This window comes from Brevibacterium sp. NPDC049920, from assembly GCF_040656435.1.
In the GTDB taxonomy this organism is placed as follows: Bacteria; Actinomycetota; Actinomycetes; order Actinomycetales; family Brevibacteriaceae; genus Brevibacterium; species Brevibacterium pityocampae.
This window is the reverse complement of record NZ_JBFAMF010000006.1, coordinates 206996-226698: the sequence shown is the minus strand read 5'-3', so window position 1 is coordinate 226698 and position 19703 is coordinate 206996. Positions and strand designations below refer to the sequence as shown.

19 protein-coding genes and 1 riboswitch are annotated in these 19703 nt (G+C 71.0%); of the genes, 8 read left to right on the top strand and 11 right to left on the bottom strand.

Going from position 1 to position 19703, the window contains the following annotated elements:
* Positions 1–66 precede the first annotated feature (66 nt).
* Positions 67–720 carry a GntR family transcriptional regulator gene (locus AB0I45_RS08255; RefSeq protein WP_345029453.1) on the top strand — a complete coding sequence of 218 codons (654 nt, stop codon included), beginning with the start codon at positions 67–69 and terminating at the stop codon, positions 718–720.
* A 79-nt stretch (positions 721–799) separates the two neighbouring features.
* On the opposite strand, the gene AB0I45_RS08250 is transcribed toward AB0I45_RS08255, so the two are convergent.
* Both AB0I45_RS08250 and AB0I45_RS08245 read right to left on the bottom strand, forming a co-directional pair.
* Complete coding sequence (locus AB0I45_RS08250; protein WP_345029795.1) at positions 800–1339, bottom strand: DinB family protein; 540 nt, start codon at positions 1337–1339, stop codon at positions 800–802.
* Between the two features lie 196 nt (positions 1340–1535).
* Positions 1536–1727, bottom strand: a complete 192-nt coding sequence (locus AB0I45_RS08245) for a hypothetical protein (protein WP_345029455.1) — start codon at positions 1725–1727, stop codon at positions 1536–1538.
* A gap of 98 nt (positions 1728–1825) precedes the next feature.
* Between AB0I45_RS08245 and AB0I45_RS08240 the strand changes: the two genes are divergently transcribed.
* Complete coding sequence (locus AB0I45_RS08240; protein ID WP_345029457.1) at positions 1826–4282, top strand: S9 family peptidase; 2457 nt, start codon at positions 1826–1828, stop codon at positions 4280–4282.
* Between the two features lie 29 nt (positions 4283–4311).
* On the top strand, positions 4312–4722 hold the full coding sequence (locus AB0I45_RS08235; protein WP_345029459.1) for an SdpI family protein: 411 nt from the start codon (positions 4312–4314) through the stop codon (positions 4720–4722).
* Between the two features lie 157 nt (positions 4723–4879).
* On the opposite strand, the gene AB0I45_RS08230 is transcribed toward AB0I45_RS08235, so the two are convergent.
* Positions 4880–5968 (bottom strand): hypothetical protein, encoded by a 1089-nt coding sequence (locus AB0I45_RS08230; protein ID WP_345029461.1) that lies wholly within the window; start codon positions 5966–5968, stop codon positions 4880–4882.
* 498 nt (positions 5969–6466) lie between these two features.
* Between AB0I45_RS08230 and AB0I45_RS08225 the strand changes: the two genes are divergently transcribed.
* Positions 6467–8272 (top strand): BCCT family transporter, encoded by a 1806-nt coding sequence (locus AB0I45_RS08225; protein ID WP_345029463.1) that lies wholly within the window; start codon positions 6467–6469, stop codon positions 8270–8272.
* Between the two features lie 185 nt (positions 8273–8457).
* On the opposite strand, the gene purL is transcribed toward AB0I45_RS08225, so the two are convergent.
* Complete coding sequence (gene purL / locus AB0I45_RS08220; protein WP_137318784.1) at positions 8458–10785, bottom strand: phosphoribosylformylglycinamidine synthase subunit PurL; 2328 nt, start codon at positions 10783–10785, stop codon at positions 8458–8460.
* A 250-nt stretch (positions 10786–11035) separates the two neighbouring features.
* Between purL and AB0I45_RS08215 the strand changes: the two genes are divergently transcribed.
* The gene (locus AB0I45_RS08215; protein ID WP_345029465.1) at positions 11036–12085 is read left to right on the top strand and encodes a Glu/Leu/Phe/Val dehydrogenase dimerization domain-containing protein; all 1050 of its coding nucleotides are present in this window, start codon (positions 11036–11038) and stop codon (positions 12083–12085) included.
* 54 nt (positions 12086–12139) lie between these two features.
* Positions 12140–13069 carry a rhodanese-related sulfurtransferase gene (locus tag AB0I45_RS08210; protein WP_345029469.1) on the top strand — a complete coding sequence of 310 codons (930 nt, stop codon included), beginning with the start codon at positions 12140–12142 and terminating at the stop codon, positions 13067–13069.
* Positions 13070–13222: 153 nt separating this feature from the next.
* On the opposite strand, the gene AB0I45_RS08205 is transcribed toward AB0I45_RS08210, so the two are convergent.
* The 7 genes from AB0I45_RS08205 to purS all read right to left on the bottom strand — a co-directional run bounded on the left by AB0I45_RS08205 (position 13223) and on the right by purS (position 18075).
* Entirely contained in the window at positions 13223–14074 is an 852-nt protein-coding gene (locus AB0I45_RS08205) for a glycosyltransferase family A protein (RefSeq protein WP_247423558.1), read from the bottom strand.
* Positions 14071–14739 carry a hypothetical protein gene (locus AB0I45_RS08200; RefSeq protein WP_247423557.1) on the bottom strand — a complete coding sequence of 223 codons (669 nt, stop codon included), beginning with the start codon at positions 14737–14739 and terminating at the stop codon, positions 14071–14073. Before AB0I45_RS08200 ends, AB0I45_RS08205 begins: the two co-directional genes overlap by 4 nt.
* Before the next feature lie 72 nt (positions 14740–14811).
* Positions 14812–15198: a multidrug efflux SMR transporter gene (locus AB0I45_RS08195; RefSeq protein WP_137318787.1), complete on the bottom strand. Its 387-nt coding sequence runs from the start codon at positions 15196–15198 to the stop codon at positions 14812–14814.
* The gene (locus AB0I45_RS08190) at positions 15199–15513 is read right to left on the bottom strand and encodes a multidrug efflux SMR transporter (protein ID WP_137318788.1); all 315 of its coding nucleotides are present in this window, start codon (positions 15511–15513) and stop codon (positions 15199–15201) included. It abuts the gene before it with no gap.
* A gap of 12 nt (positions 15514–15525) precedes the next feature.
* Positions 15526–15592: riboswitch (guanidine-III (ykkC-III) riboswitch) on the bottom strand.
* 91 nt (positions 15593–15683) lie between these two features.
* The gene (locus tag AB0I45_RS08185) at positions 15684–16880 is read right to left on the bottom strand and encodes a DUF6882 domain-containing protein (RefSeq protein ID WP_345029474.1); all 1197 of its coding nucleotides are present in this window, start codon (positions 16878–16880) and stop codon (positions 15684–15686) included.
* Between the two features lie 77 nt (positions 16881–16957).
* Positions 16958–17698: a phosphoribosylformylglycinamidine synthase subunit PurQ gene (gene purQ / locus AB0I45_RS08180; protein ID WP_345029797.1), complete on the bottom strand. Its 741-nt coding sequence runs from the start codon at positions 17696–17698 to the stop codon at positions 16958–16960.
* A gap of 38 nt (positions 17699–17736) precedes the next feature.
* Positions 17737–18075 (bottom strand): phosphoribosylformylglycinamidine synthase subunit PurS, encoded by a 339-nt coding sequence (purS, locus tag AB0I45_RS08175; protein WP_345029476.1) that lies wholly within the window; start codon positions 18073–18075, stop codon positions 17737–17739.
* A gap of 351 nt (positions 18076–18426) precedes the next feature.
* Between purS and AB0I45_RS08170 the strand changes: the two genes are divergently transcribed.
* Both AB0I45_RS08170 and AB0I45_RS08165 read left to right on the top strand, forming a co-directional pair.
* Positions 18427–19041 (top strand): hypothetical protein, encoded by a 615-nt coding sequence (locus tag AB0I45_RS08170; protein ID WP_345029478.1) that lies wholly within the window; start codon positions 18427–18429, stop codon positions 19039–19041.
* A gap of 126 nt (positions 19042–19167) precedes the next feature.
* Positions 19168–19695, top strand: a complete 528-nt coding sequence (locus tag AB0I45_RS08165) for a hypothetical protein (RefSeq protein WP_345029480.1) — start codon at positions 19168–19170, stop codon at positions 19693–19695.
* The last annotated feature ends 8 nt before the right edge of the window (positions 19696–19703 follow it).

Below are 19703 nucleotides of genomic sequence, written 5' to 3'. Positions count from 1 at the left end.
ATCAGGCGGGTGTCAACGGTTCCCGGGAAGGTTCCCGGTGGGGGATCCGGGAGGAAGGGGAGTGGGATGACGACAGCGGAGGCGAACGGCCATCGCTCGCTCGCCGAGCACAGCTACGCGGTGCTGCGCGATCGGCTCATCATGCTCGACATCCGGCCCGGCGACCCGGTGAACGAGGCGGCGATCGCCGAGGAGCTGGGCGTCGGCCGGACCCCCGTGCGCGAGGCGCTCAAGCGGCTCGAGGCCGAGCACCTCGTCGTGAGCTATCCGCGTCGCGGCACTTTCGCCACCGGTGTCGACATCACTGACCTCGCAGAGATCGCCGAGGTGCGCATCCACCTCGAACCGGTCGCCGCCCGGCGGGCTGCGCGGAACACCGCCGCCGAGGTGCGCTCGGGTGCCGAGCACCTGCTCGAGCGGCTGGATTCGCTCGGCGCAGACAGCACACGGCGCGAGCTCCTCGCCGCCGACCTCGACATCCACCGCTTCGTGTACCGGGCCTCCGGCAGCGCCCACCTCGCCGACGTCCTCGTGCGGCTCGACAACCTGGCGACCCGGATCTGGAGCCTCGTGCTCGACCGGCTGCCGCACCTCGCCGGCCACGTCCACGAGCACGAGGACCTGCTTCGGGCGATCGCGGCCGGTGACGAGGAGGCCGCCGCGCGGATCGCCGCCGAGCACGTCCGCAGCTTCGAGCAGCGGGTGCGGGAGAGTCTCTGAGCCGGTGTCGGCGTGCCGAGGCCACTCGTCCGAGCGGCACCTCCGATCAGTGGAACGGGCCCGCGCGATCTCACGTGGGTCAGGTGGTGCGGAGATGAAGATCGCGGAGCAGCGCGATCTCGGCCAGGTGGTGGATGAGCTCCCGATTGATGTGGAGCACGAGGGTGGCCATCGAACGCTCCGCCCAGGGGCCCTCGGCCGGTCCGCACGGGGCGGCGAGCGCCTTCGCGTCGAGCGCGCGGATGCCGGCGAGCCACTGCGCATAGGCATCGTCGAGCTGGGCGAGTGCGCTGTCCGCGGTCTCCGCGTAGGTGTGGGTGAAGTAGTCGACGGGCCGACCGCCGAAGTGGCCGGCGACGCGGGCGAGCAGGACCCCGACGACGATGTGGCCGAGCCGCCACGCGATCGTCGTCACCGGTTCGGGCTCCGGCGGCGGATGGGCGAAATCGATGACGAGCGCACCCGCCCCGGCCATCCGGTCCCCTTCAGGGGTGGGGAACGGGCGGGCCTCGGCCCGTGGGCGCAGCGTCCACACGTCGGGCACCGGCTCCCAGAAGTATTCGGCGTCGCTCAACCCGGTCAACCGCTGGCGGGCCTGCGTCCTCCAGTGGAGGTCGATCTGGTCGACGAGCTACTCCGTCCAATCCATTGATCCACCGTACGCCGCGTCACGGACACGGGGAAGGACGAGCACTGGGGTGAGGGACCGAGCGCTTCGGGCCCAGGAGCGCGCGCCGCGAACGCGAGCGCGCCGGGACCGGACGGTGTCCGGCCCCGGCGCGGGGGGCGCTGGGCGTGCGCTGGAGCGCTGCGGCTCAGCGGCGGCGGTTGCGGAGCCCGCGCACGGCCTGCTTCGCCTTGCGGCGGGTGTTCGGGTCGGAGGCGCCACGGCGCAGCATGCCGAGCAGACCGCCACCGGTCCCTCCGCTGCGGCCCATCGGGCGACCGCCTCGGCGGCCTCCGCGGGTGTTCGTGGCTCCGTTGAGGATGCGGCTGAGGATTCCCATGGCACTCACCTTTCGTCGTCGGGCCACCGACTCTTCCACGCCACAATGTGAGTTGTCTGAACTCGGGTGCTGTCCGCGGTGCTCGATAGGGTGAGGGTATGACAGCACCGCAGCACTCCCCGTCCCCTGCCGCCTCCGTCCCCGCGCCGCCGGTCGCCGCGCGCGTGCCGCACGAGCGCACCCACCACGGCGACACCTTCGTCGACCACTACGAATGGCTGCGGGACAAGGAGTCCGCGCAGGTCATCGCCCACCTCGAGGCGGAGAACGCCTACACCGCCGCCCGCACCGACCACCTCGCCGGTCTGCGCGAGGACATCTTCGAAGAGATCCGCGCCCGGGTGAAGGAGAGCGACCTCTCCGTGCCCGTGCGCCGCGGCGACTGGTGGTACTTCTCCCGGACCACCGCGGGCAAGGACTACGCGGCGCGCTGCCGGGTCCCGGTGTCAGGTCCCGACGACTGGACCCCGCCGGACATCAGCGGGGGCGGGGAGCTGCCCGGTGAGCAGGTCGTGCTCGACTCGAATGTCGAAGCCGACGGCTGCGACTTCTTCTCCCTCGGCTCCTACTCGGTGTCCCCGGACGGCACCCGCCTGGCCTGGGCGGCGGACACCGCCGGCGACGAGCGCTACACCCTGCGCATCCGCGACCTCACCACCGGGGAGGACCTGCCCGACGAGATCCCGAACACCTTCGCCGGGGCATGCTTCGACGTCAGCGGCGAGTACGTCTTCTACACCACCGTCGACGACGCCTGGCGCCCGGACCGGGTGTGGCGCCACCGCGTGGGCTCGCCTGCCGCTGACGACGTCTGCGTGTTCGCCGAGGAGGACGAGAAGTACTTCGTCGGGATGGGCGTGAGCCGTTCGGAGCGCTACCTCTTCTTCGTCACCGCCTCGAAGATCACCACCGGGTACTGGTACCTCGACGCGCTCGACCCCACCGGCACCCCGCGCCCGGTGTGGCCGCGCCGGGAAGGTGTCGAGTACTCCGTCGAGCACGCGATCATCAGCGGCGAGGACCGGTTCCTCATCGTCCACAACCGCGACCGGGCGGACTTCGAGATCACCGACGTCCCCGTCAGCGACCCCGAGTCCGAGGGCCGCGCCGTGCTCACGGAGATCGAGGGCAGGAGGATCGAGGAGATCGACGCGTTCCGTTCGTTCCTCGCCGTGTCCTACCGCGAGGGCGGCTTTGCCCGGGTCGGGGTCATCGCCGTGCGCGACGAGAGCCCGGAGGAGCTCGTCGCCGACCGCGGGGACTCGGGGCTCGGCGCCGAGTCCCAGCGCGGGGACGAGCAGACCGGGGCCGAGGTGGGTGCCGGGCGGCGTGTCGACGCGGCCGGAGCCGAGGCGCGGGGCGCCTCGGCGACGGATGCGGGGCAGGCGCGGGACGGCTCTGCCGCGGGCGTCGCGCTCGCCGCAGGGAGCCCGGTCCCGCCGCGCCCGGAATCCGAGCCCGTGCCCGACGCTCACACCGGGCGCTCGCTCGAGGGCCTGCCGCACTCCCCGTACTCGGAGATGGTCGAGGTGGCCGCGGACGAACCGATCGGCACCATGGGTGTCGGCGCGAACCCGGAATGGACGCAGCCGCGCCTGCGCCTGGGCTACACCTCTATGGTGACGCCCTCGGTGGTGTTCGAGTACGACGTCGCGAGCGGGGAGCGCACAGTCCTCAAGCGGCAGCCGGTGCTCGGCGGTGTCGATGTCGCCGTCTACGAGCAGGACCTCGTGTGGGCGCGCGCCGCCGACGGCACGGAGATCCCGGTGTCGCTGGTGTGGCGCACCGATGCAGTTCCGGCCGAAGGGCCTGCGCCGACCCTGCTCTACGGCTACGGCTCCTACGAGGCGAGCATGGACCCGTACTTCTCCGTCGCCCGGCTCTCGCTGCTCGACCGGGGCGTCGTCTACGCGATCGCCCACGTGCGCGGCGGCGGCGAGATGGGTCGCCACTGGTATGAGGAGGGGCGGACGCTGACGAAGACGAACACCTTCACCGACTTCATCGCCGCCGCCGACCACCTCATCGCCGCCGGCCGTGCGGTGCCGGAGCGGATGGTCGCGATGGGCGGCTCCGCCGGCGGGCTGCTCATGGGTGCGGTCGCGAACATGGCCCCGGACCGGTTCGCCGGGATCAGCGCGCACGTCCCCTTCGTCGACGCGCTGACCTCGATCCTCATGCCGGAGCTGCCGCTCACCGTCATCGAGTGGGACGAATGGGGCGACCCGCTCCACGATCCGGAGGTCTACGCGTACATGCGGGACTACTCGCCGTACGAGAACGTCACCGAGCAGAAGTACCCGCGGATCCTCGCGATCACCTCGCTCAACGACACCCGCGTGCTCTACGTCGAGCCGGCCAAGTGGGTGGCCCGGCTGCGCGAGGTCGGGGCGGACGCCCTCCTCAAGACGGAAATGGCCGCCGGGCACGGCGGCGCCTCGGGCCGCTACGACGCGTGGCGCGAGACCGCCTTCGACTTCGCCTGGACACTCGACGTGCTCGGACTCGCCGAGGGTGGTTCGTCTCCTGCCGGAAATGCGGAGGGTGAGCGGTGACCGGGCCACCCGTCGCGAGTGCGTCCGCAGTGAGCGCCGCAGCCGCACCGCTCGCCCTCGGTGTCCCCGAGGCCCCGGGGCTCGGGCTCGGGGCGCTGGCCGGGCTCCTCGTGCTGTTCGTTGCCGTGGTGGCCCTGGGCGTCGTGGTCCATCGGCCGATCAAGGCCGCCGCCGACGGTCGCCTCGGGCCTGAGGGCAGCGGCGGGATCCGCACCTCGGCGACCCTGCGCTCGCCGGAGGCCTGGCAGCTCGGGCACCAGGCGGCGATGATCTATGTCCGCGCGATGCCGGCCGTCATGGTGCTCGCCGTGCTCGGCGGGATCGCCGGCACGCTCTGGGGCGGTGCGATGGTCGGCTTCGCGGTCGGCCTCGTCGGCCTCGCCATCGAGGTCTTCATCATCGCGATGGCGCGCATCTTCGCCCACATCGCCGCCCGCTGACGAACGCCGGCCCACCCGGGGACCTCCGGGTGGATGCGATTGTTTCTGCGGGAGCCGACCGAATATCCGCCCGGCCGGCCTCTGCGGGCGGATACTCGATTGTCGCTTGCAGGATGAGCTGCATCGAGGCGGAATGTGCGGGGCGGGGTGCCGGCGCTCAGAGGACTGCGGCGATGAAGCGGTCGAGGTCGAACAGCTCGGCCCATTCGACGCGGTGCACCGACCACCGGAGCTTCCGCAGCCGCTGCTCCTTGCGCCACTGACGCCTCAGCGCTGCGTGCGGGTCCCCGGCGAGGTGGTACTTCTCGTGTCCGTCGAACTCGACGGCCGTCCGTGACGCGGAGTCGGCGAAGTCGAGACGGGCGATGAACCCCTCCTCGTCGTACACCTCGACCTGCTGCTCGAAGCGGGCCAGGTGCCCGATCTGGTGGAGCCGCAGCTTCGTCAGTGATTCGCCGGCGCTCTCCGAGACTGCAGAGGCGAGCTCGACGAGGAGGCGCAGCGCGCGTCGTCGGTGACCGTGGGGATGCAGTACCTGCGCCTCCCGCAGCTCGGCCGGGGTGAGCAGGCCACGGTGGAGCGCGTCCTCGGCCATCGGGAATCCGAGGTCGAGTCCGTGCTCGAGCGCGACGTCGAGCACTGTCCACGGGACGCTCGTCACCGCTCGGGACCGCGCCGGCCGCACGGTGCCGGGAGCCGAACCGGGAAGCGGGATGAACCCCTCGGGCAGATGGACATCCGGTTCGTCCGGCTCTGCTCCGGAGAGCGCGCCGGGGCGGAGCAGTCCACGGGCGGGTGCGCGGACCCGATGGAGCTCCGGTGCGGCGAGCGGATGGAGCCGGAGGCGACGATTGGTGAATCGTCGGCCCTCCCGCTGTGCTTCGACGACCGGCTCCGCGGGCACCGCGAACGCGAGGCCGAGCACCTGCGCCGCCGAGGTGTGCGACAGCACCGGCACTCCGGAGGACGAGGCTGCGAGCCCGTGCGCGGTGAGGTCGAAGGCCTCGAGGAGGATCCGGCGCTTGAGCGCTTCGACCTCATAGGCGGGAATGGTGCGCAGGACGCGGTGCACCTCGCGGTCCGCGGCGGTGAGGAGCCGGGAGATCGAGGGGTGAGCGGGGCAGTCACGGGTGATGATTCCGACACCGGTGAGGACGACCGAGAAGCAGCACTTCCGCGCGGATCCGAGCGCGGCGTCACGGATCCCGATCGAGCGGAGCCAGCGGGTGGAGGCGATGAGAGTCATGGGTCGAGGGTGGCGTCGGATGCCATGCCCGGGAATCCTGCGCGGCGTCCTGTGGACGAGGCCGCCCGGTGCGTGCGCCCTGTGACCCGAAGTGCGCTCTCCTGTGACCGGGCGCGCATCCCGGACATCGGCGCAGATGACAACCGCACTCCGTATCGACCGGGACTCTCCCGCGCACCCCCTGCTCTGCGGATGGCCTCATGACGGGATGCAGCAGTTTCGCGGATCAACAGCTGAATTCACTCGCAACGAAGGGGAACCAGGTGAGAATCCATGGCTCTGGGCAGAAAGAGCTGCATTGGAGAACTGCCGTGCTACACCGGGTCGGCGGCGCGGCGCGGGTTCCGCCCGCTGGGTTCGGCAGGTGCCCTTGTGCGCTTGCATCGCCGTGACCATTCAGTAGCCTTGAATGCGCGGTCCGGGGCCCGGGCCGTCCCCGGGGTGGGCGTCGCAGCACGCCTCGGCAGTCCCCGCACCAGACTCAAGGAGACGAGCCCGATGCTGACCCGACTGCACGACACCCTGCGCCTGCGCACCTCGCCGGCGATCTTCTTCGGTGCCGCGGGGGTGATCGTCCTCTTCGTCATCGCGACGATCGCCTTCACCGAACCGCTCGACGCCGCGGTCACCTCCGCCTCCGACTGGCTGCTCGCGCAGTTCGGGTGGTTCTACATCCTCGGGGTCACGATCTTCCTCGCCTTCCTGATCTTCATCGCCGTCGGCCGGTTCGGGCGGGTCAAGCTCGGGCCCGACGATGAGCCGCCCGAGCACAGCGGCCTCGCCTGGTTCTCGATGCTGTTCGCCGCCGGCATCGGCACGATCCTCATGTTCTGGGGTGTCGCCGAGCCGATCAGCCACTTCGGGGAGCCGCCGCGCGGAGCCTCGCTCGGGATTGAGGCCGGCACCCCGGCCGCGGCCGTCGACGCGATGAACTTCACGCTCTACCACTTCACGCTCCACACCTGGACGATCTTCACGCTGCCGGCCCTGTGCTTCGCCTACTTCATCCACAAGCGCAACCTGCCGCCGCGCGTGAGCTCGATCTTCCAGCCCATCCTCGGCGAGCGCATTCACGGCCCGATCGGCAAGACCATCGACATCGTCGCGATCGTCGGCACGGTGTTCGGCATCGCCGTGTCGATCGGCCTGGGCACCCTGCAGATCAACGGCGGTCTGTCGCAGCTGTTCGGCATCCCGGAGAACGCCGGCTGGCAGCTCATCATCATCGGCGTCGTCACGGGCGTCGCGCTGATCTCCGTGTCGCTCGGTCTCGACAAGGGCATCAAGGTGCTGTCGAACGCGAACATCATCGTCGCCATCTGCCTGCTGATCTTCATCGTCATCGCCGGCCCCACCCTGTTCCTCCTCAAGGGCACGATCGAGGCGTTCGGCAGCTACCTCGTCAACCTGCCCGAGCTCGCCCTGTGGAACGACACCTTCGCCGACACCGGCTGGCAGAGCGGCTGGACCGTCTTCTACTGGGCGTGGACCATCACCTGGTCGCCGTTCGTCGGGATCTTCATCGCCCGGATCTCCAAGGGCCGCACCATCCGCCAGTTCGTGTCCGGTGTGCTCGCGGTGCCCGCCGGCTTCTCGGTGATCTGGTTCGGGATCTTCGGCTTCGCGTCGTTCGACATCGAGCTCAACGGCGAGGGCGGCCTCGTCGACCGCGTGGTCACCGACGGCGACATCCCGGGAGCCCTGTTCGCGTTCCTCGAGCACTACCCGTTGCCGTTCTTCGTATCCATCGTCGCGATCGTGCTCGTCGTCGTCTTCTTCGTCACCTCGGTCGACTCCGCAGCGCTCATCACCGACACCATGGCCAACGGCCACGAGGACTTCAACCCGCTCGGTCAGCGCATCTTCTGGGCCCTGTCGATCGGCATCATCACCGCCACCCTGCTCGTGTTCTCCGGCACCGGCGGGCTCGAGGCGCTCGAGAAGACGATCATCCTCGTCGGGCTCCCGTTCTTCATCATGGGCTACTTCCAGATGTACGCCCTGTACCGCGCGCTGCGTGAGGACGCCGGCGAGCTGCCGCCCATGCGCACCCGGCACTGGAAGAAGGTCCTCCCGCCCGAGGAGTACGCGCGCCGGCAGGACGAGGACGAGCACGACACCTCGGACACGGTGGTCGATCCCGAGGCTGCCGACGAAGTGCCGGTCATGGCCGACCCCTACGTCGACGAGGTGGACGCGAGCGCTGCCGACGACAGCCCGGGGCGGAGGCGCCGGCTGCCCGAGGGCACCATCTCGTCCCGGACCGGCAGCGCCAAGATCACCTACGGCCGCGCTGAGGACTGAGCCTACGGCCGAGTCGCAGCGCAGCTCAGTTCAACGGCGCTGCACCTGCATCGACCTGTCACTCGTGCTCGATATCCACGTCCGGATTCGAGCACGAGTGGCAGGTCGATGGGCGTTCCGAGCAAAAGCGGCAGGTCGATGGGCGTTTCGAGCTCGAGAGCAGCAGCCTCCGCCGCGCCCGCCTCTCAGCCGAAGTGCTGCGGCAGCGTCGCCTCGTGGGCGGTGCGGAGCTCGGTGACCGGGATGGTGAAGCGGTCGACGAGCTCGAGCACCGCACCGGTGTTGCCCTCACCGGCGTCGGTCATGCCGATCCGCGCGAACGGGAAGGCGCGTGCGGTGCACATGTCCTTGAAGCGGACCTCCTCGGAGCGGGGGACGGCGACGATCGCACGTGCCGTCGACTCTGAGAACAGGAGCGTGAAGAGGTCGACGCCGTCGCGCTGGGCGACCTCGTCGAGCCATACCCGCGCACCCGTGCCGCGGCGCAGGCACGCCTCGGCCAGGGCCTGTGCGAGCCCGCCCTCGGAGAGGTCGTGCGCGGCGTCGATCATGCCGTCGCGCGAGGCGTTGATGAGGATGTCGGCGAGCTCCTTCTCCGTGTCCGGCCGGAACTCCGGGGGCACGCCGCCGAGGTGGCCGTGGACGACATCGGCCCACGCCGAGCCGTCGAGCTCCTCGGCGGTGGTGCCGAGCAGGTAGATCGTCTGGCCGGCGTCCTTCCAGCCCGCCGGGGTGGCGCGGGTGACGTCGTCGAACACGCCGAGCACGCCGACCACCGGGGTCGGGTGGATGGCGACGCCGCCGGTCTGGTTGTACAGCGACACGTTGCCGCCGGTGACGGGGATGCCGAGCTCCTGGCAGCCGGCGGCCAGACCCTCGACGGCCTGCGCGAACTGCCACATGATCTCCGGGTCCTCCGGCGAGCCGAAGTTGAGGCAGTCGGTGACGGCGAGCGGCCGGGCGCCGGAGGTGGCGACGTTGCGGTGTGCCTCGGCGAGCGCGAGCTGCGCCCCGCGTGCGGGGTCGAGGTAGCAGTAGCGGCCGTTGGCGTCGGTCGCGATCGCCACGCCGAGCCCGGTCTCCTCGTCGACCCGGATGACGCCGGCGTCGTCGGGGAACGCGAGTGCGGTGTTGCCCTGCACATAGCGGTCGTACTGGTTCGTCACCCAGGACTTCGAGGCGAGGTTGGGGGAGCCGAGGAGTCTCAGCAGCGTGGCGCGCAGCTCCTCGTCCGACTCCGGGCGGGTGAGGCCGGCGGCGGCGACGGAGTCCGCGCGGGTGGCCTCCGTCCACGAGGGCTCGTGGTAGGGGCGCTCGTAGACCGGGCCGTCGTGGGCCACGGAGCGCGGCGGCACGTCGACGATGATGTCGCCGTGCCATTCGATGACGAGCCGGCCGGTGTCGGTGACCTCGCCGAGCACGCTCGTCTCGACGTCCCACTTGGTGGTGATCGCGAGGAACTCCTCGAGCTTCTCGGGGGTGACGACCGCCATCATCCGCTCCTGGGATTCGCTCATGAGGATCTCCTCCGGCGTGAGCGAGGGGTCGCGCAGCAGCACGTCGTCGAGCGCGATGTGCATGCCGCCCTCGCCGTTGGAGGCGAGCTCGGAGGTGGCGCAGGAGATGCCGGCGGCGCCGAGGTCCTGGATGCCCTCGACGACCTCGGCGGCGAACAGCTCGAGGCAGCACTCGATGAGGACCTTCTCCGCGAACGGGTCGCCCACCTGCACGGCCGGGCGCTTGGACGGCTTGGTGTCATCGAAGGACTCCGAGGCGAGGATCGAGGCGCCGCCGATCCCGTCGCCACCGGTGCGCGCCCCGAACAGCACGACCTTGTTGCCCACGCCCGAGGCGTTGGCCAGCCGGATGTCGTCGTGGCGCAGCACTCCCACGGCGAGCGCGTTGACGAGCGGGTTGCCCTGGTAGACGGAGTCGAAGACGACCTCGCCGCCGATGTTCGGCAGGCCCAGGCAGTTGCCGTAGCCGCCCACCCCGGCGACGACGCCGTGGACCACGCGGGCGGTGTCCGGGTGGTCGATCGCGCCGAAGCGCAGCTGGTCCATGACCGCGACGGGGCGCGCCCCCATGGAGATGATGTCGCGCACGATGCCGCCCACGCCGGTGGCCGCGCCCTGGTAGGGCTCGACGTAGGAGGGGTGGTTGTGGCTCTCGACCTTGAAGGTCACCGCCCAGTCGTCGCCGATGTCGACGACGCCGGCGTTCTCGCCGATGCCCACGAGCAGGTTCTTCTTCATGTCGTCGGTGACGTAGTCGCCGAACTTGCGCAGGTGGACCTTGGAGGACTTGTAGGAGCAGTGCTCGGACCACATGACGGAGTACATCGCGAGCTCCGCCGAGGTGGGGCGCCGGCCGAGGATCTCCCTGATGCTCGCGTACTCGTTCTCCTTGAGCCCGAGCTCCGCGAACGGCTGCTCGACATCGGGGTTCGCGGCGGCGAAGTCGACCGTCTCCCTGACCTTCTTGTCCGCCGGTGCCGAGTGCGTGTTCGTCATGATCCTGGGGTGGTCCTTTCGTGAAGACAGCGCCGTGTCCATCGTACCGCCGCCGGGCGCGGGGGCGCCGGTCGACCGCGCCTCGGACATCGCCCGTCGGAGCGCCCCGGTACCCGGCCGTCGTGGGCCCGACGACCCAGGCGCGCGGGATCGTGGCACGCGCCGGTGGGCGGTAACGTCGGACGCATCGCCCGCCTGCGGCCCGGGACGTCGATCCGGCCGCCGTCCCGCCCGCTGCGAAGGAGCCGCCGTGAACATCTTCACCCACCCCGAGTTCGACCACCACGAGCAGGTCGTGTTCTGCCACGACCCGGCCACCGACCTCCGCGCGATCATCGCCATCCACGACACCGCGCTCGGCCCGGCCGCCGGCGGCTGCCGGATGCACCCCTACGCCACGGAGGAGGATGCTCTCACCGACGTCCTGCGCCTGTCGCGCGGGATGAGCTACAAGAACGCGATCGCCGGCCTCCCGCTCGGCGGCGGCAAGTGCGTGATCATCGCCGACCCGCGCCGGCCCGACAAGGCCGAGGTGCTGCGCGCCTTCTCCCGGCACGTGCAGACGCTCGGCGGGCGCTTCTGGACCGCGATCGACGTCGGTGTCGGGCCGGAGGACGCCGATGTCCTCGCCGAGGAGTGCGACTACATCTTCGCCCGGGCCAGCCAGTTCCCCACCGGCGTCACCGCCTCCCAGTTCACCGCGCTCGGGGCGTTCACCGCGCTGCGCGCCGGGGTCGCCCACGTGTGGGACCGGACCGACCTCGTGGGGCTGCGGGTCGCGGTGCAGGGGCTCGGCGGCACCGGCCGGGAGCTCTCCCGGCTGCTCTACGAGGCCGGGGCGGAGCTCGTCGTCGCCGACGTCTCCCCGGACGCCGTCGCCGCCGTGGTCGAGGCCTACGGCGCCATGGCGGTCGACCCGGACGTCATCCACTCCCAGGACGTCGATGTGTTCGCTCCCTGCGCGCTCGGCGCGGTGATCAACGACGCGACGGTGGGGGAGATCTCCGCCCGGCTCGTCAGCGGGATCGCGAACAACCAGCTCGCCGCCCCGGAGCACGGCCGGATCCTGCGGGAGCACGGCATCACCTTCGTGCCGGACTTCCTCGCCAACGCCGGCGGGGTGATGGCGGCGGCGACGATGATCTACTCCGATCCCACGCTCGAGTCCTCGCGGGAGACCGTCCTCACGCTCTTCGACCGGGTGCGAGCCGTGCTCGAGCAGGCCGAGCGCGAGGACCGGTCGAGTGCGGAGGTGGCCGAGGAGATCGCTCGGGAGCGCATGGCCGCCGCTCGGAGCTGAGGGGCAGGCGGGAGCCGGGGGATCCGATCCGCGCACCCTCCCTAGAATGAGCCTATGTCGCTGACCAAGATCGTGCTCTTCTACGTCTTCACCCCGCTGTCCGACCCGGAGGCGGTCCGCCTGTGGCAGCACGCGCTCGCCGAGGGCTGCGGGCTCAAGGGGCGGGTCATCGTCTCCCACCAGGGCATCAACGCCACGCTCGGCGGCGAGATCGACGACGTCAAGCGCTATGTGCGGTCCACCCGCAGCTACGCACCCTTCCGGGACGCCGACATCAAGTGGTCTACCGGGACCGGCGACGACTTCCCCCGGCTCAGCGTCAAGGTGCGCCCCGAGCTCGTGACCTTCCACGCCCCGGACGAGATCACCGTCACCGCAGACGGGGTGCAGGGCGGCGGCGAGCACCTGACGCCCGGACGGCTGCACCGTCTCATCGAGGAGCGCGGCGACGAGGTCGTGTTCTTCGACGGACGCAATGCGATGGAAGCGCAGATCGGACGGTTCAAGGGTGCGATCGTGCCCGACACGGACACCACCCGCGATTTCATCGCGGAGATCGAGTCCGGCCGGTACGCCGAGCTCAAGGACCGGCCCGTGGTGACCTACTGCACCGGCGGGATCCGGTGTGAGGTGCTCAGCGTGCTCATGAAGAACCGGGGCTTCTCCGAGGTGTACCAGCTCGAGGGCGGGATCGTCCGCTACGGCGAATCGTTCGGCAACTCCGGCCTGTGGGACGGATCGCTCTACGTATTCGACAAGCGCATGCACATGGAGTTCGGCGAGGGCGCGGAGTCGCTGGGGCGCTGCGCCGAATGCGCGAAGCCCACGCCGCTGTTCGTCAACTGCGCGAACGAGGAGTGCCGGAAGCTCTTCCTCCGCTGCGCCGCGTGTACGGAGTCGGGACTTCACCCGCACTGCGGAGAGTGCGTGCCCGCCGGTGCCGCGGGATCGGCGATCACCGGCGCCGAGGCGCCCTCGCGCTGAGCGGCCGGACGCACCTCGCCGTACTGCGGGGTATCCGAGGGGCGGCGCGCAATTGCGCGCTCGGATTCGGATATCGCGCGGTTCGGCAGAGAGGACCGGGGTGCTGGCAGTGTTCGATCCCCGGCAGGCGCACTCACCGCACGGGGCGCAGACTCATGACAGGAGGGCGATCTCCGGCTTCCGGAAGAGGCGCCCGCGGGTGAGACCGCAGAGCAGGCGCTCGCCCGCGCTCTGCCGGTCCCAGTGCAGCCGGCACGTGTAGAGGGTCCGCCGCACGCGCGAGGCGAGCGCCCGGGCCGAGCCGAAGGTCCGGCCCTCGACCCCGACCGCCATGCCCCGGCTCCAGCCGATCCGCGCGAGCGGGCCGAGCGCGAACGCGAGATCGAGGTCGTCGTGCACCGCGGGATCCGTCGAATGGGTCCGGTGGCGGACGTGCAGCCACACCCCGCGGCGCACCGCCATCGTCGAACCCCACAGCGGGACGTTGCCCATCGCCGCGCCGACCCCGAGCTGGAGCGAGGAGTGGTACGCCGCCGAGGCGATCCGCCCGCGCAGCCCGGGGATGTCGTAGAAGCAGCCGGGGCCCGTCACCGCGTGGAGGTTGCGCCCCTCGATCTCCGCGACGACCGTCGCCACCCAGTCCGGGGCAGGACGGGAATCGGCGTCGAGGCGGGCGAGGATCGTCCCGTGCGCAGCGTCGTAGCCGGCTGCCGAGGCGGCCGCGACCCCCGGCCTGACCTCCCGCACCACGCGCGCGCCGACGCTCCGGGCCACCGCCGATATCGCGGGATCCGCGGGCCCGGGCGGGGAGTTGTCGACGACGATGATCTCGAGCGGCGGCCGCGTCTGGGAGGTGAGGGCGGCGAGGCAGCCGGCGAGCGTCTCGGCGTCGTCGAGCACCGGGATGACGACGGAGACCCCGGAGTCGTCTGTGCTCGGCGCCGGAGCGGCGCCGCCACGGGGCGACGGCGGGGCGGTGCCGCGCGGCGGGTCGGACGGGCTCATTCGTCGGCCCCCGCGTGCGAGGCGGCCTCGCGCTCGAGCCCGAGGGCGAGGGGCAGTGCGAGGAGCCCGCCGCCGAGCGTCCCGGCGGCGAGGTCGCCGATCGTGTCGTGGTAGCCGACGCCGATCTCCTCGGAGATGAAGACGAATCCAGCCCACTCGCCGAACTCCCACAGCACGCTCAGCAGCGCGGACAGGGCGAGCAGGTGCCAGAGCAGCGACCACCACGGCAGGGGAGGGCGGACAGCGCCGTCTCTCGGCCCATGCGCGGCCGGAGGGGCGGATTCTGCAGGCGCGCCGGAGCGATCGGGGCGCACCCGGTGGGCCGGGTCGCGGAGCATGACGAGCCGCCACGCGATGAGCACGGCGGCGGCGGTGGCGAGGGCGTGCGCCGGGATGTCGAGCCAGGAGAAGTTCTGGTAGAGGCCGGTCACCGCGGCCCAGGCGGCGGCGAGGAAGGTCAGCTGGCACAGGGCATCGACCAGCCGGGGCAGCACGAGGAAGCGCAGCAGCGTCACCCCACCGAGCACGAGGAACAGGCACGCGCCCGAGGCGACCCCGGCGTACCACCAGGCCAGCGGCACGCTGAGGACCGCGAGGATGCGGAGGACGTCCGTCGACCACCAGCGTCCCTGCACCTCGGCCCAGGAGGATTCGGGACAAGTCATCTTGACAGTCTATCGGTGCCGGCGGCGCACGCTGAGCGGCTCGGTCACGCAGCGGCCAGCGCGTTCAGCGGCTCAGCCGCTCTGCGCCGGACCGTCGGCGGTCGGTGCCTCGTCCGACGCTCCCGGAGCGGGCGCGGCCCGGGGACTCGGGACGAGCTTGAGCCCGATCACCGCGCCGATGATCCCGCACATGAAGACGATCTTCCCGGTTGAGATCGCCTCGGTGCCGGTGGCCATCGCCCAGCCCACGGTGAGTGCGGCGCCCACTCCTGTCCACACGGCGTAGGCGGTGCCGATCGGGATGTGCTTGGCCGCCCAGCCGAGGCCGAGCATGCTGATGACGGCGGCGACGGCGAACACGACGGTGGGCAGAAGTGCGCGGAAGCCGTCGGACATGCCGAGCGCGGTGGCCCAGACGGCTTCGAAGACAGCGCTGAGGAGCAGGACGAGCCACGGCATTCAGCTCACCGCCTTGAGGCCGGCGACGGAACCGATGAGGAGGACGAGGAGCAGCACGCGTGCGACGGTCGCGCGCTCCTGCCCGGTGACGAATCCCCAGAGCACCGTGAGCGAGGCGCCGATCCCCACCCACACCGCGTACGCGGTCCCGGTGGGCAGCGAGGTCATCGCCCAGGCGAGGCCGGCCATGCTCAGCGTGACGGAGACGATGAAGAGGAGAGTGGGCTTCCAGCGTCTGAAGCCGTGCGAGGCCGACAGCGCGGAGGCCCAGACGGCCTCGAGCATGCCGGAGACGATGAGGACGAACCACGCCATGACGAACTCTCCTATGAGTCAGTCTTGTCGTGGTGCGGGTACTGCTCCCTCGTCCGCGAGCCCTGGTGCCGGGCTCCATGACTCAGGATACCGATCCCGGTCCGGGGCGGCAACGCGCGGCCGGGCCGCTCGACCGGGAGTGCTGGACGACCCGCGCGGACACGCTCGCCTCAGCGGCCGAACAGCTTGCGGAAGAAGCCCTTCTTGCGCGGCTCCGCGTCCTCGGCCGGGGCATCCGCGGGGCGATCCGCGGTCGGTTCGGGAGCGGGGCGGGGTGCGCTGTCGGCCGGTTCCGGAGCGGGTTCCGGTGCGGAGGGCTCGACCGGGGCCGGGCGCGGTTCCGGCTGCGGCTCCGGGGCGGGCGCCTCGGCGGCGGTGGACGGCTCGGGCGCCGGGGCGGTCTCCGCAGCCGGGGATTCCGGAGCGGGCGCGGTGTCCTCGGCCGGCTGCTCGACGTCCGGTGCCGGTTCGACGGGTTCGGGCGCGGTGGGTGCCGGAGCGGGTTCGACCGGTTCGGGTGCGGCCGGTGCTTCGGCAGATTCCTCGACAGGGGACTCGACCGGGGCGGAGGTCTCGGCCGGCGCCTCGGCCGGGGTCGGGGCGGGTGCCGGGACAGTGCCTTCGGAGGTCGCTCCGGGCTCCCCGGAGACGGCGGACCGTGCGGCGGCGAACTCCTCGGCGGCCTCGCCCTCGAGCGGGGAGTGGACCTGGCAGTTGGTGATGCGGCGCTGCTCGTCGACGGTGACGTCGGCCCAGCCGTCGGCGGCGAGGACCCGCAGGGTGCCGTCCGGACGCATGACGAGCGGGAATCCGCGGTGCTCCGCATAGGCCTGGAGGGCCTCGACGTGGTCGGTCACCGTGGTCTCGGTGAGGCCCTGGGCCATCGACCGGACGAGGGACTTGATATCCGGTGCGTCGAGCGCGAGCTCCGGGGACTCGACGAGCATCCACACGACGGTGCCCCCGCCGGCGGCCGCCGGGTAGTGCGCCCAGATTCCGGTGAGCTCCTTGGCGGCGAGGACGAGCCGCAGCGGCAGCTCGTCGTCGGAGTCGAACTCGTCGGTGGTGAGCTCACCGATGCCCCGCGCGGCGCCGAGCCTGCGGACCTCGTGCGAGCGCGCGACGACGGGCTCGGGGAACTCGTTGACGTTGTCCCAGCCCCAGTGCCAGGTGCGCGGGGAATCCGCCTCGGTGCCGATGAGGTGCGCGGTGAGCGTGAGCGGGTGCTCGCCGGTGAACGCCAGCCGCGGGTTCTCGGAGAAGTCGACCTCCCACTCGGCGTCGGCGATCCGCAGGCCGAATCGCGTCTGCATCTCGGTGGAGAAGAAGATGGCCCGGTTGACGAGGCTCTGCAGAGAATCGCTCATGATCTCAGGGTACTGGACTCACCGGGGCGGAGCTCGGCACCCGGAGTCCCGCGTCCGGGCACGGCCCGGGCCCGGGTTCAGGCGTTGACGAGGGTGCGGATGACCGAGGTGAAGAAGCCCTGGCCGTCCACCCCGCTGCGCAGACCGTCCGCGGTGTCCGGCCCGAAGCCGGGTTCCACGGCGTGCTCGGGGTGGGGCATGAGGCCGACGACGTTGCCGCGCTCGTTGGTGATCCCGGCGATGTCGCGGCGCGAGCCGTTCGGGTTGCTGCCCACGTAGCGGACCACCACGCGGCCGGTCCCCTCGAGCTCGTCGAGCACGGGCTCGGAGGCCATGAAGCCGCCCTCGCCGTTCTTCAGCGGGATGATGATCTCCTGGCCCTCGGTGAAGCTGTTCGTCCACGCGGTGCCGGCGTTCTCCACCCGGAGCACCTGGTCGCGGCAGATGAACTGCTGGGTGTCGTTGCGGACGAGCGCACCGGGCAGCAGGTGGGCCTCGCACAGCACCTGGAACCCGTTGCAGATGCCGAGTACCGGCATCCCGCCGTGCGCGGCGTCGATGACGGCGTCCATGATCGGGGCGAAGCGGGCGATCGCCCCGCAGCGCAGGTAGTCGCCGTAGGAGAAGCCGCCGGGCAGGATCACGGAGTCGACGTCGGAGAGCGAGGTGTCGGCGTGCCACAGGGGCACGGCACGAGCACCGGACAGGGTGACGGCGCGGGCAGCGTCGCGGTCGTCGAGCGTGCCGGGGAACGTCACCACGCCCACGCGAGCGCCCTCGGCGCCGGGCAGCGTCGTGGTGGACTCGGCGGCACCGATGAGGGGTCCGCCGGCGGTGTACCGGCTGCGGTCGCCGCTCACCGGGAACCGGCCGGATCGTCGTTCGCCTCCGCGACGGAGTCCGAGGCAGCGCCCACCGGGGTGCCCGGGTGGGCGGGCTCGGGGGCGTCGGGGGCCGCTTCGACCGCGACGACGTCCTCGATCACCGGGTTGGACAGGAGCGTCGAGGCGGCCTCGCGGGCCTGCGCGAGGATCTCCTCGGTGACCTCGCCGTCGACCGTGAGCTCGAACCGCTTGCCCTGGCGGACATCGGTGAAGGCGGTGAGCCCCAAGCGGTCGAGGCCCGAGCCGATCGCCTTGCCCTGGGGGTCGAGGATCTCCGGCTTCGGCATGACTTCGACGACGACACGTCCCATGGTGCTCCTTGAATCTCGCAGGTGCGGCGGACCGCTGGATGGCGCGCCCCGATCGCGCGCCGAACACCAGCGAGTCTACCAACGCCGAGGATCGTCGGGAGCGCGGTGTCCGGCACCGGTGCCGGACACAACCCGTTCCGATCTCGGAGCCTGCCGCAGGAGCATCCGATACAGTCGAGACAGCAGACAGCCCGATGATGTCGAACCCGAGGAGAAGACGACAGGATGCGGAGAATCGTAAGGTGCGGCGCAGCCGTTGCGGCACTGTCCTTGGCGCTCGTCGGATGCTCCGCCGGGGGTCCCGACGGGACCGAACCGAACGACCCGGGCACATCGGCAGAGGAGACCGCGATGACCACACCTGGTGCCGATTCCGGTGCCGGCGCCCACCAGTTCGGGTCGACGAGCGACCTGCTCGCGGCAGCGAACGGATTCACCTTCAATGAGTTCGATGACTTCACCTTCGCCGAATCCACGCTCGGATTCGCCCAGTTCGGAAGTCAGGAACAGCGTCCGGAGATCGAGCCGGAATCGTGTGCAGCATTCTTCGACGATGCGCTGAGCTCGCTCGACGGCACCGAGGCGCCGACCGTCGCTGGTCTCAGCGCCAAAGGCGGAATGCGCGTCGATATCTCGAGCCATGCTGCGGGCTCCGATGCGGAGTCCCATGAATCGATGTTCTCCGGCATGGTCGCGGAATGTCCTGAGATGCGCCTTCTGCACGATGGCGAGCCTGTCTCCGAATCCACCATCGAAGGATTCGACGTCGAGGTCGACGGTGCCGACAGCGCCGTCGGTATCCACAGCACGATGACGCAGGCCGCCTCGTCGGAAGAGGGCGAGGTGTCGCAGGTCGTCGTACGCAGCGGCACACTGGTGGTCACCGCCGCAGCGACCGGGGGCGCCGACACACGGGAGCGGGCGCGAGAACTCGCCGGCGCCGTCCTCACCTACCTCGAGCAGTGACCGCGGTGTCGGGCACCCTGGAGCGGCCGATACCAGGACGCGCAGCTGCGCGACCGTATCGGCCGTGTCAGCCGGGTCAGCCGGGTCGTCCGCACCCGCTCGTGCTCTGGCGGAGGTGAGATCCCCGTGCCCACTGCGAAGCGATCAGCGAAGGACGGCGACCTCTCCGCCTTCTCCGCCGAGTACGACGGGAACGCGACGTCCGAGCTGCTCGTCGAAGCGCTCGGCAATCGCGATGCGGAGGCGCGGTGGGAGATCTCCCGCCGGCTCCTCGATGACGGAGCCGACGCCTCCCCGGTCGCCTCCGGGCAGTCGACGCTCTCGATCCTGCTGGGCGCGCACCGCAGGCTCGGAGAGCACGACGGCGAGCTTGCGCAGCGCCTGGTCGATGCCGGGGCGAGCGTCAACTATCGCGGGCGGCGCGGCCGGCTCGTCATCCACCTGGCCGCCCTGACGCGGGCCGACGCGGACGAGGACAGACGACAGCTCTATGCCGCGTTCTTCTCATCGCCGAAGCTCGACCTGTCCCTTCCGGTGAATCCCACCATTCCGGACGTCACCATCCGGCAGTGGCTCGATGGGCTGGTGGAGCGAGCACCGGACAAGCGCGAAGTGCTCGCCGTGTTCCTCGTTGCGCACCTGGCCTCACCGTGATCCCGCGC

Coding starts and splice junctions, on each gene's coding strand:
- AB0I45_RS08245 (WP_345029455.1), bottom strand. CDS start 1,727: ATGGGAATCCTCAGCCGCATCCTCAACGGAGCCACGAACACCCGCGGA.
- AB0I45_RS08255 (WP_345029453.1), top strand. CDS start 67: ATGACGACAGCGGAGGCGAACGGCCATCGCTCGCTCGCCGAGCACAGC.
- AB0I45_RS08185 (WP_345029474.1), bottom strand. CDS start 16,880: ATGAGCGATTCTCTGCAGAGCCTCGTCAACCGGGCCATCTTCTTCTCC.
- AB0I45_RS08200 (WP_247423557.1), bottom strand. CDS start 14,739: ATGACTTGTCCCGAATCCTCCTGGGCCGAGGTGCAGGGACGCTGGTGG.
- AB0I45_RS08170 (WP_345029478.1), top strand. CDS start 18,427: ATGACCACACCTGGTGCCGATTCCGGTGCCGGCGCCCACCAGTTCGGG.
- AB0I45_RS08230 (WP_345029461.1), bottom strand. CDS start 5,968: ATGACTCTCATCGCCTCCACCCGCTGGCTCCGCTCGATCGGGATCCGT.
- purS (WP_345029476.1), bottom strand. CDS start 18,075: ATGGGACGTGTCGTCGTCGAAGTCATGCCGAAGCCGGAGATCCTCGAC.
- AB0I45_RS08225 (WP_345029463.1), top strand. CDS start 6,467: ATGCTGACCCGACTGCACGACACCCTGCGCCTGCGCACCTCGCCGGCG.
- purL (WP_137318784.1), bottom strand. CDS start 10,785: ATGACGAACACGCACTCGGCACCGGCGGACAAGAAGGTCAGGGAGACG.
- AB0I45_RS08205 (WP_247423558.1), bottom strand. CDS start 14,074: ATGAGCCCGTCCGACCCGCCGCGCGGCACCGCCCCGCCGTCGCCCCGT.
- AB0I45_RS08195 (WP_137318787.1), bottom strand. CDS start 15,198: ATGCCGTGGCTCGTCCTGCTCCTCAGCGCTGTCTTCGAAGCCGTCTGG.
- AB0I45_RS08210 (WP_345029469.1), top strand. CDS start 12,140: ATGTCGCTGACCAAGATCGTGCTCTTCTACGTCTTCACCCCGCTGTCC.
- AB0I45_RS08190 (WP_137318788.1), bottom strand. CDS start 15,513: ATGGCGTGGTTCGTCCTCATCGTCTCCGGCATGCTCGAGGCCGTCTGG.
- AB0I45_RS08240 (WP_345029457.1), top strand. CDS start 1,826: ATGACAGCACCGCAGCACTCCCCGTCCCCTGCCGCCTCCGTCCCCGCG.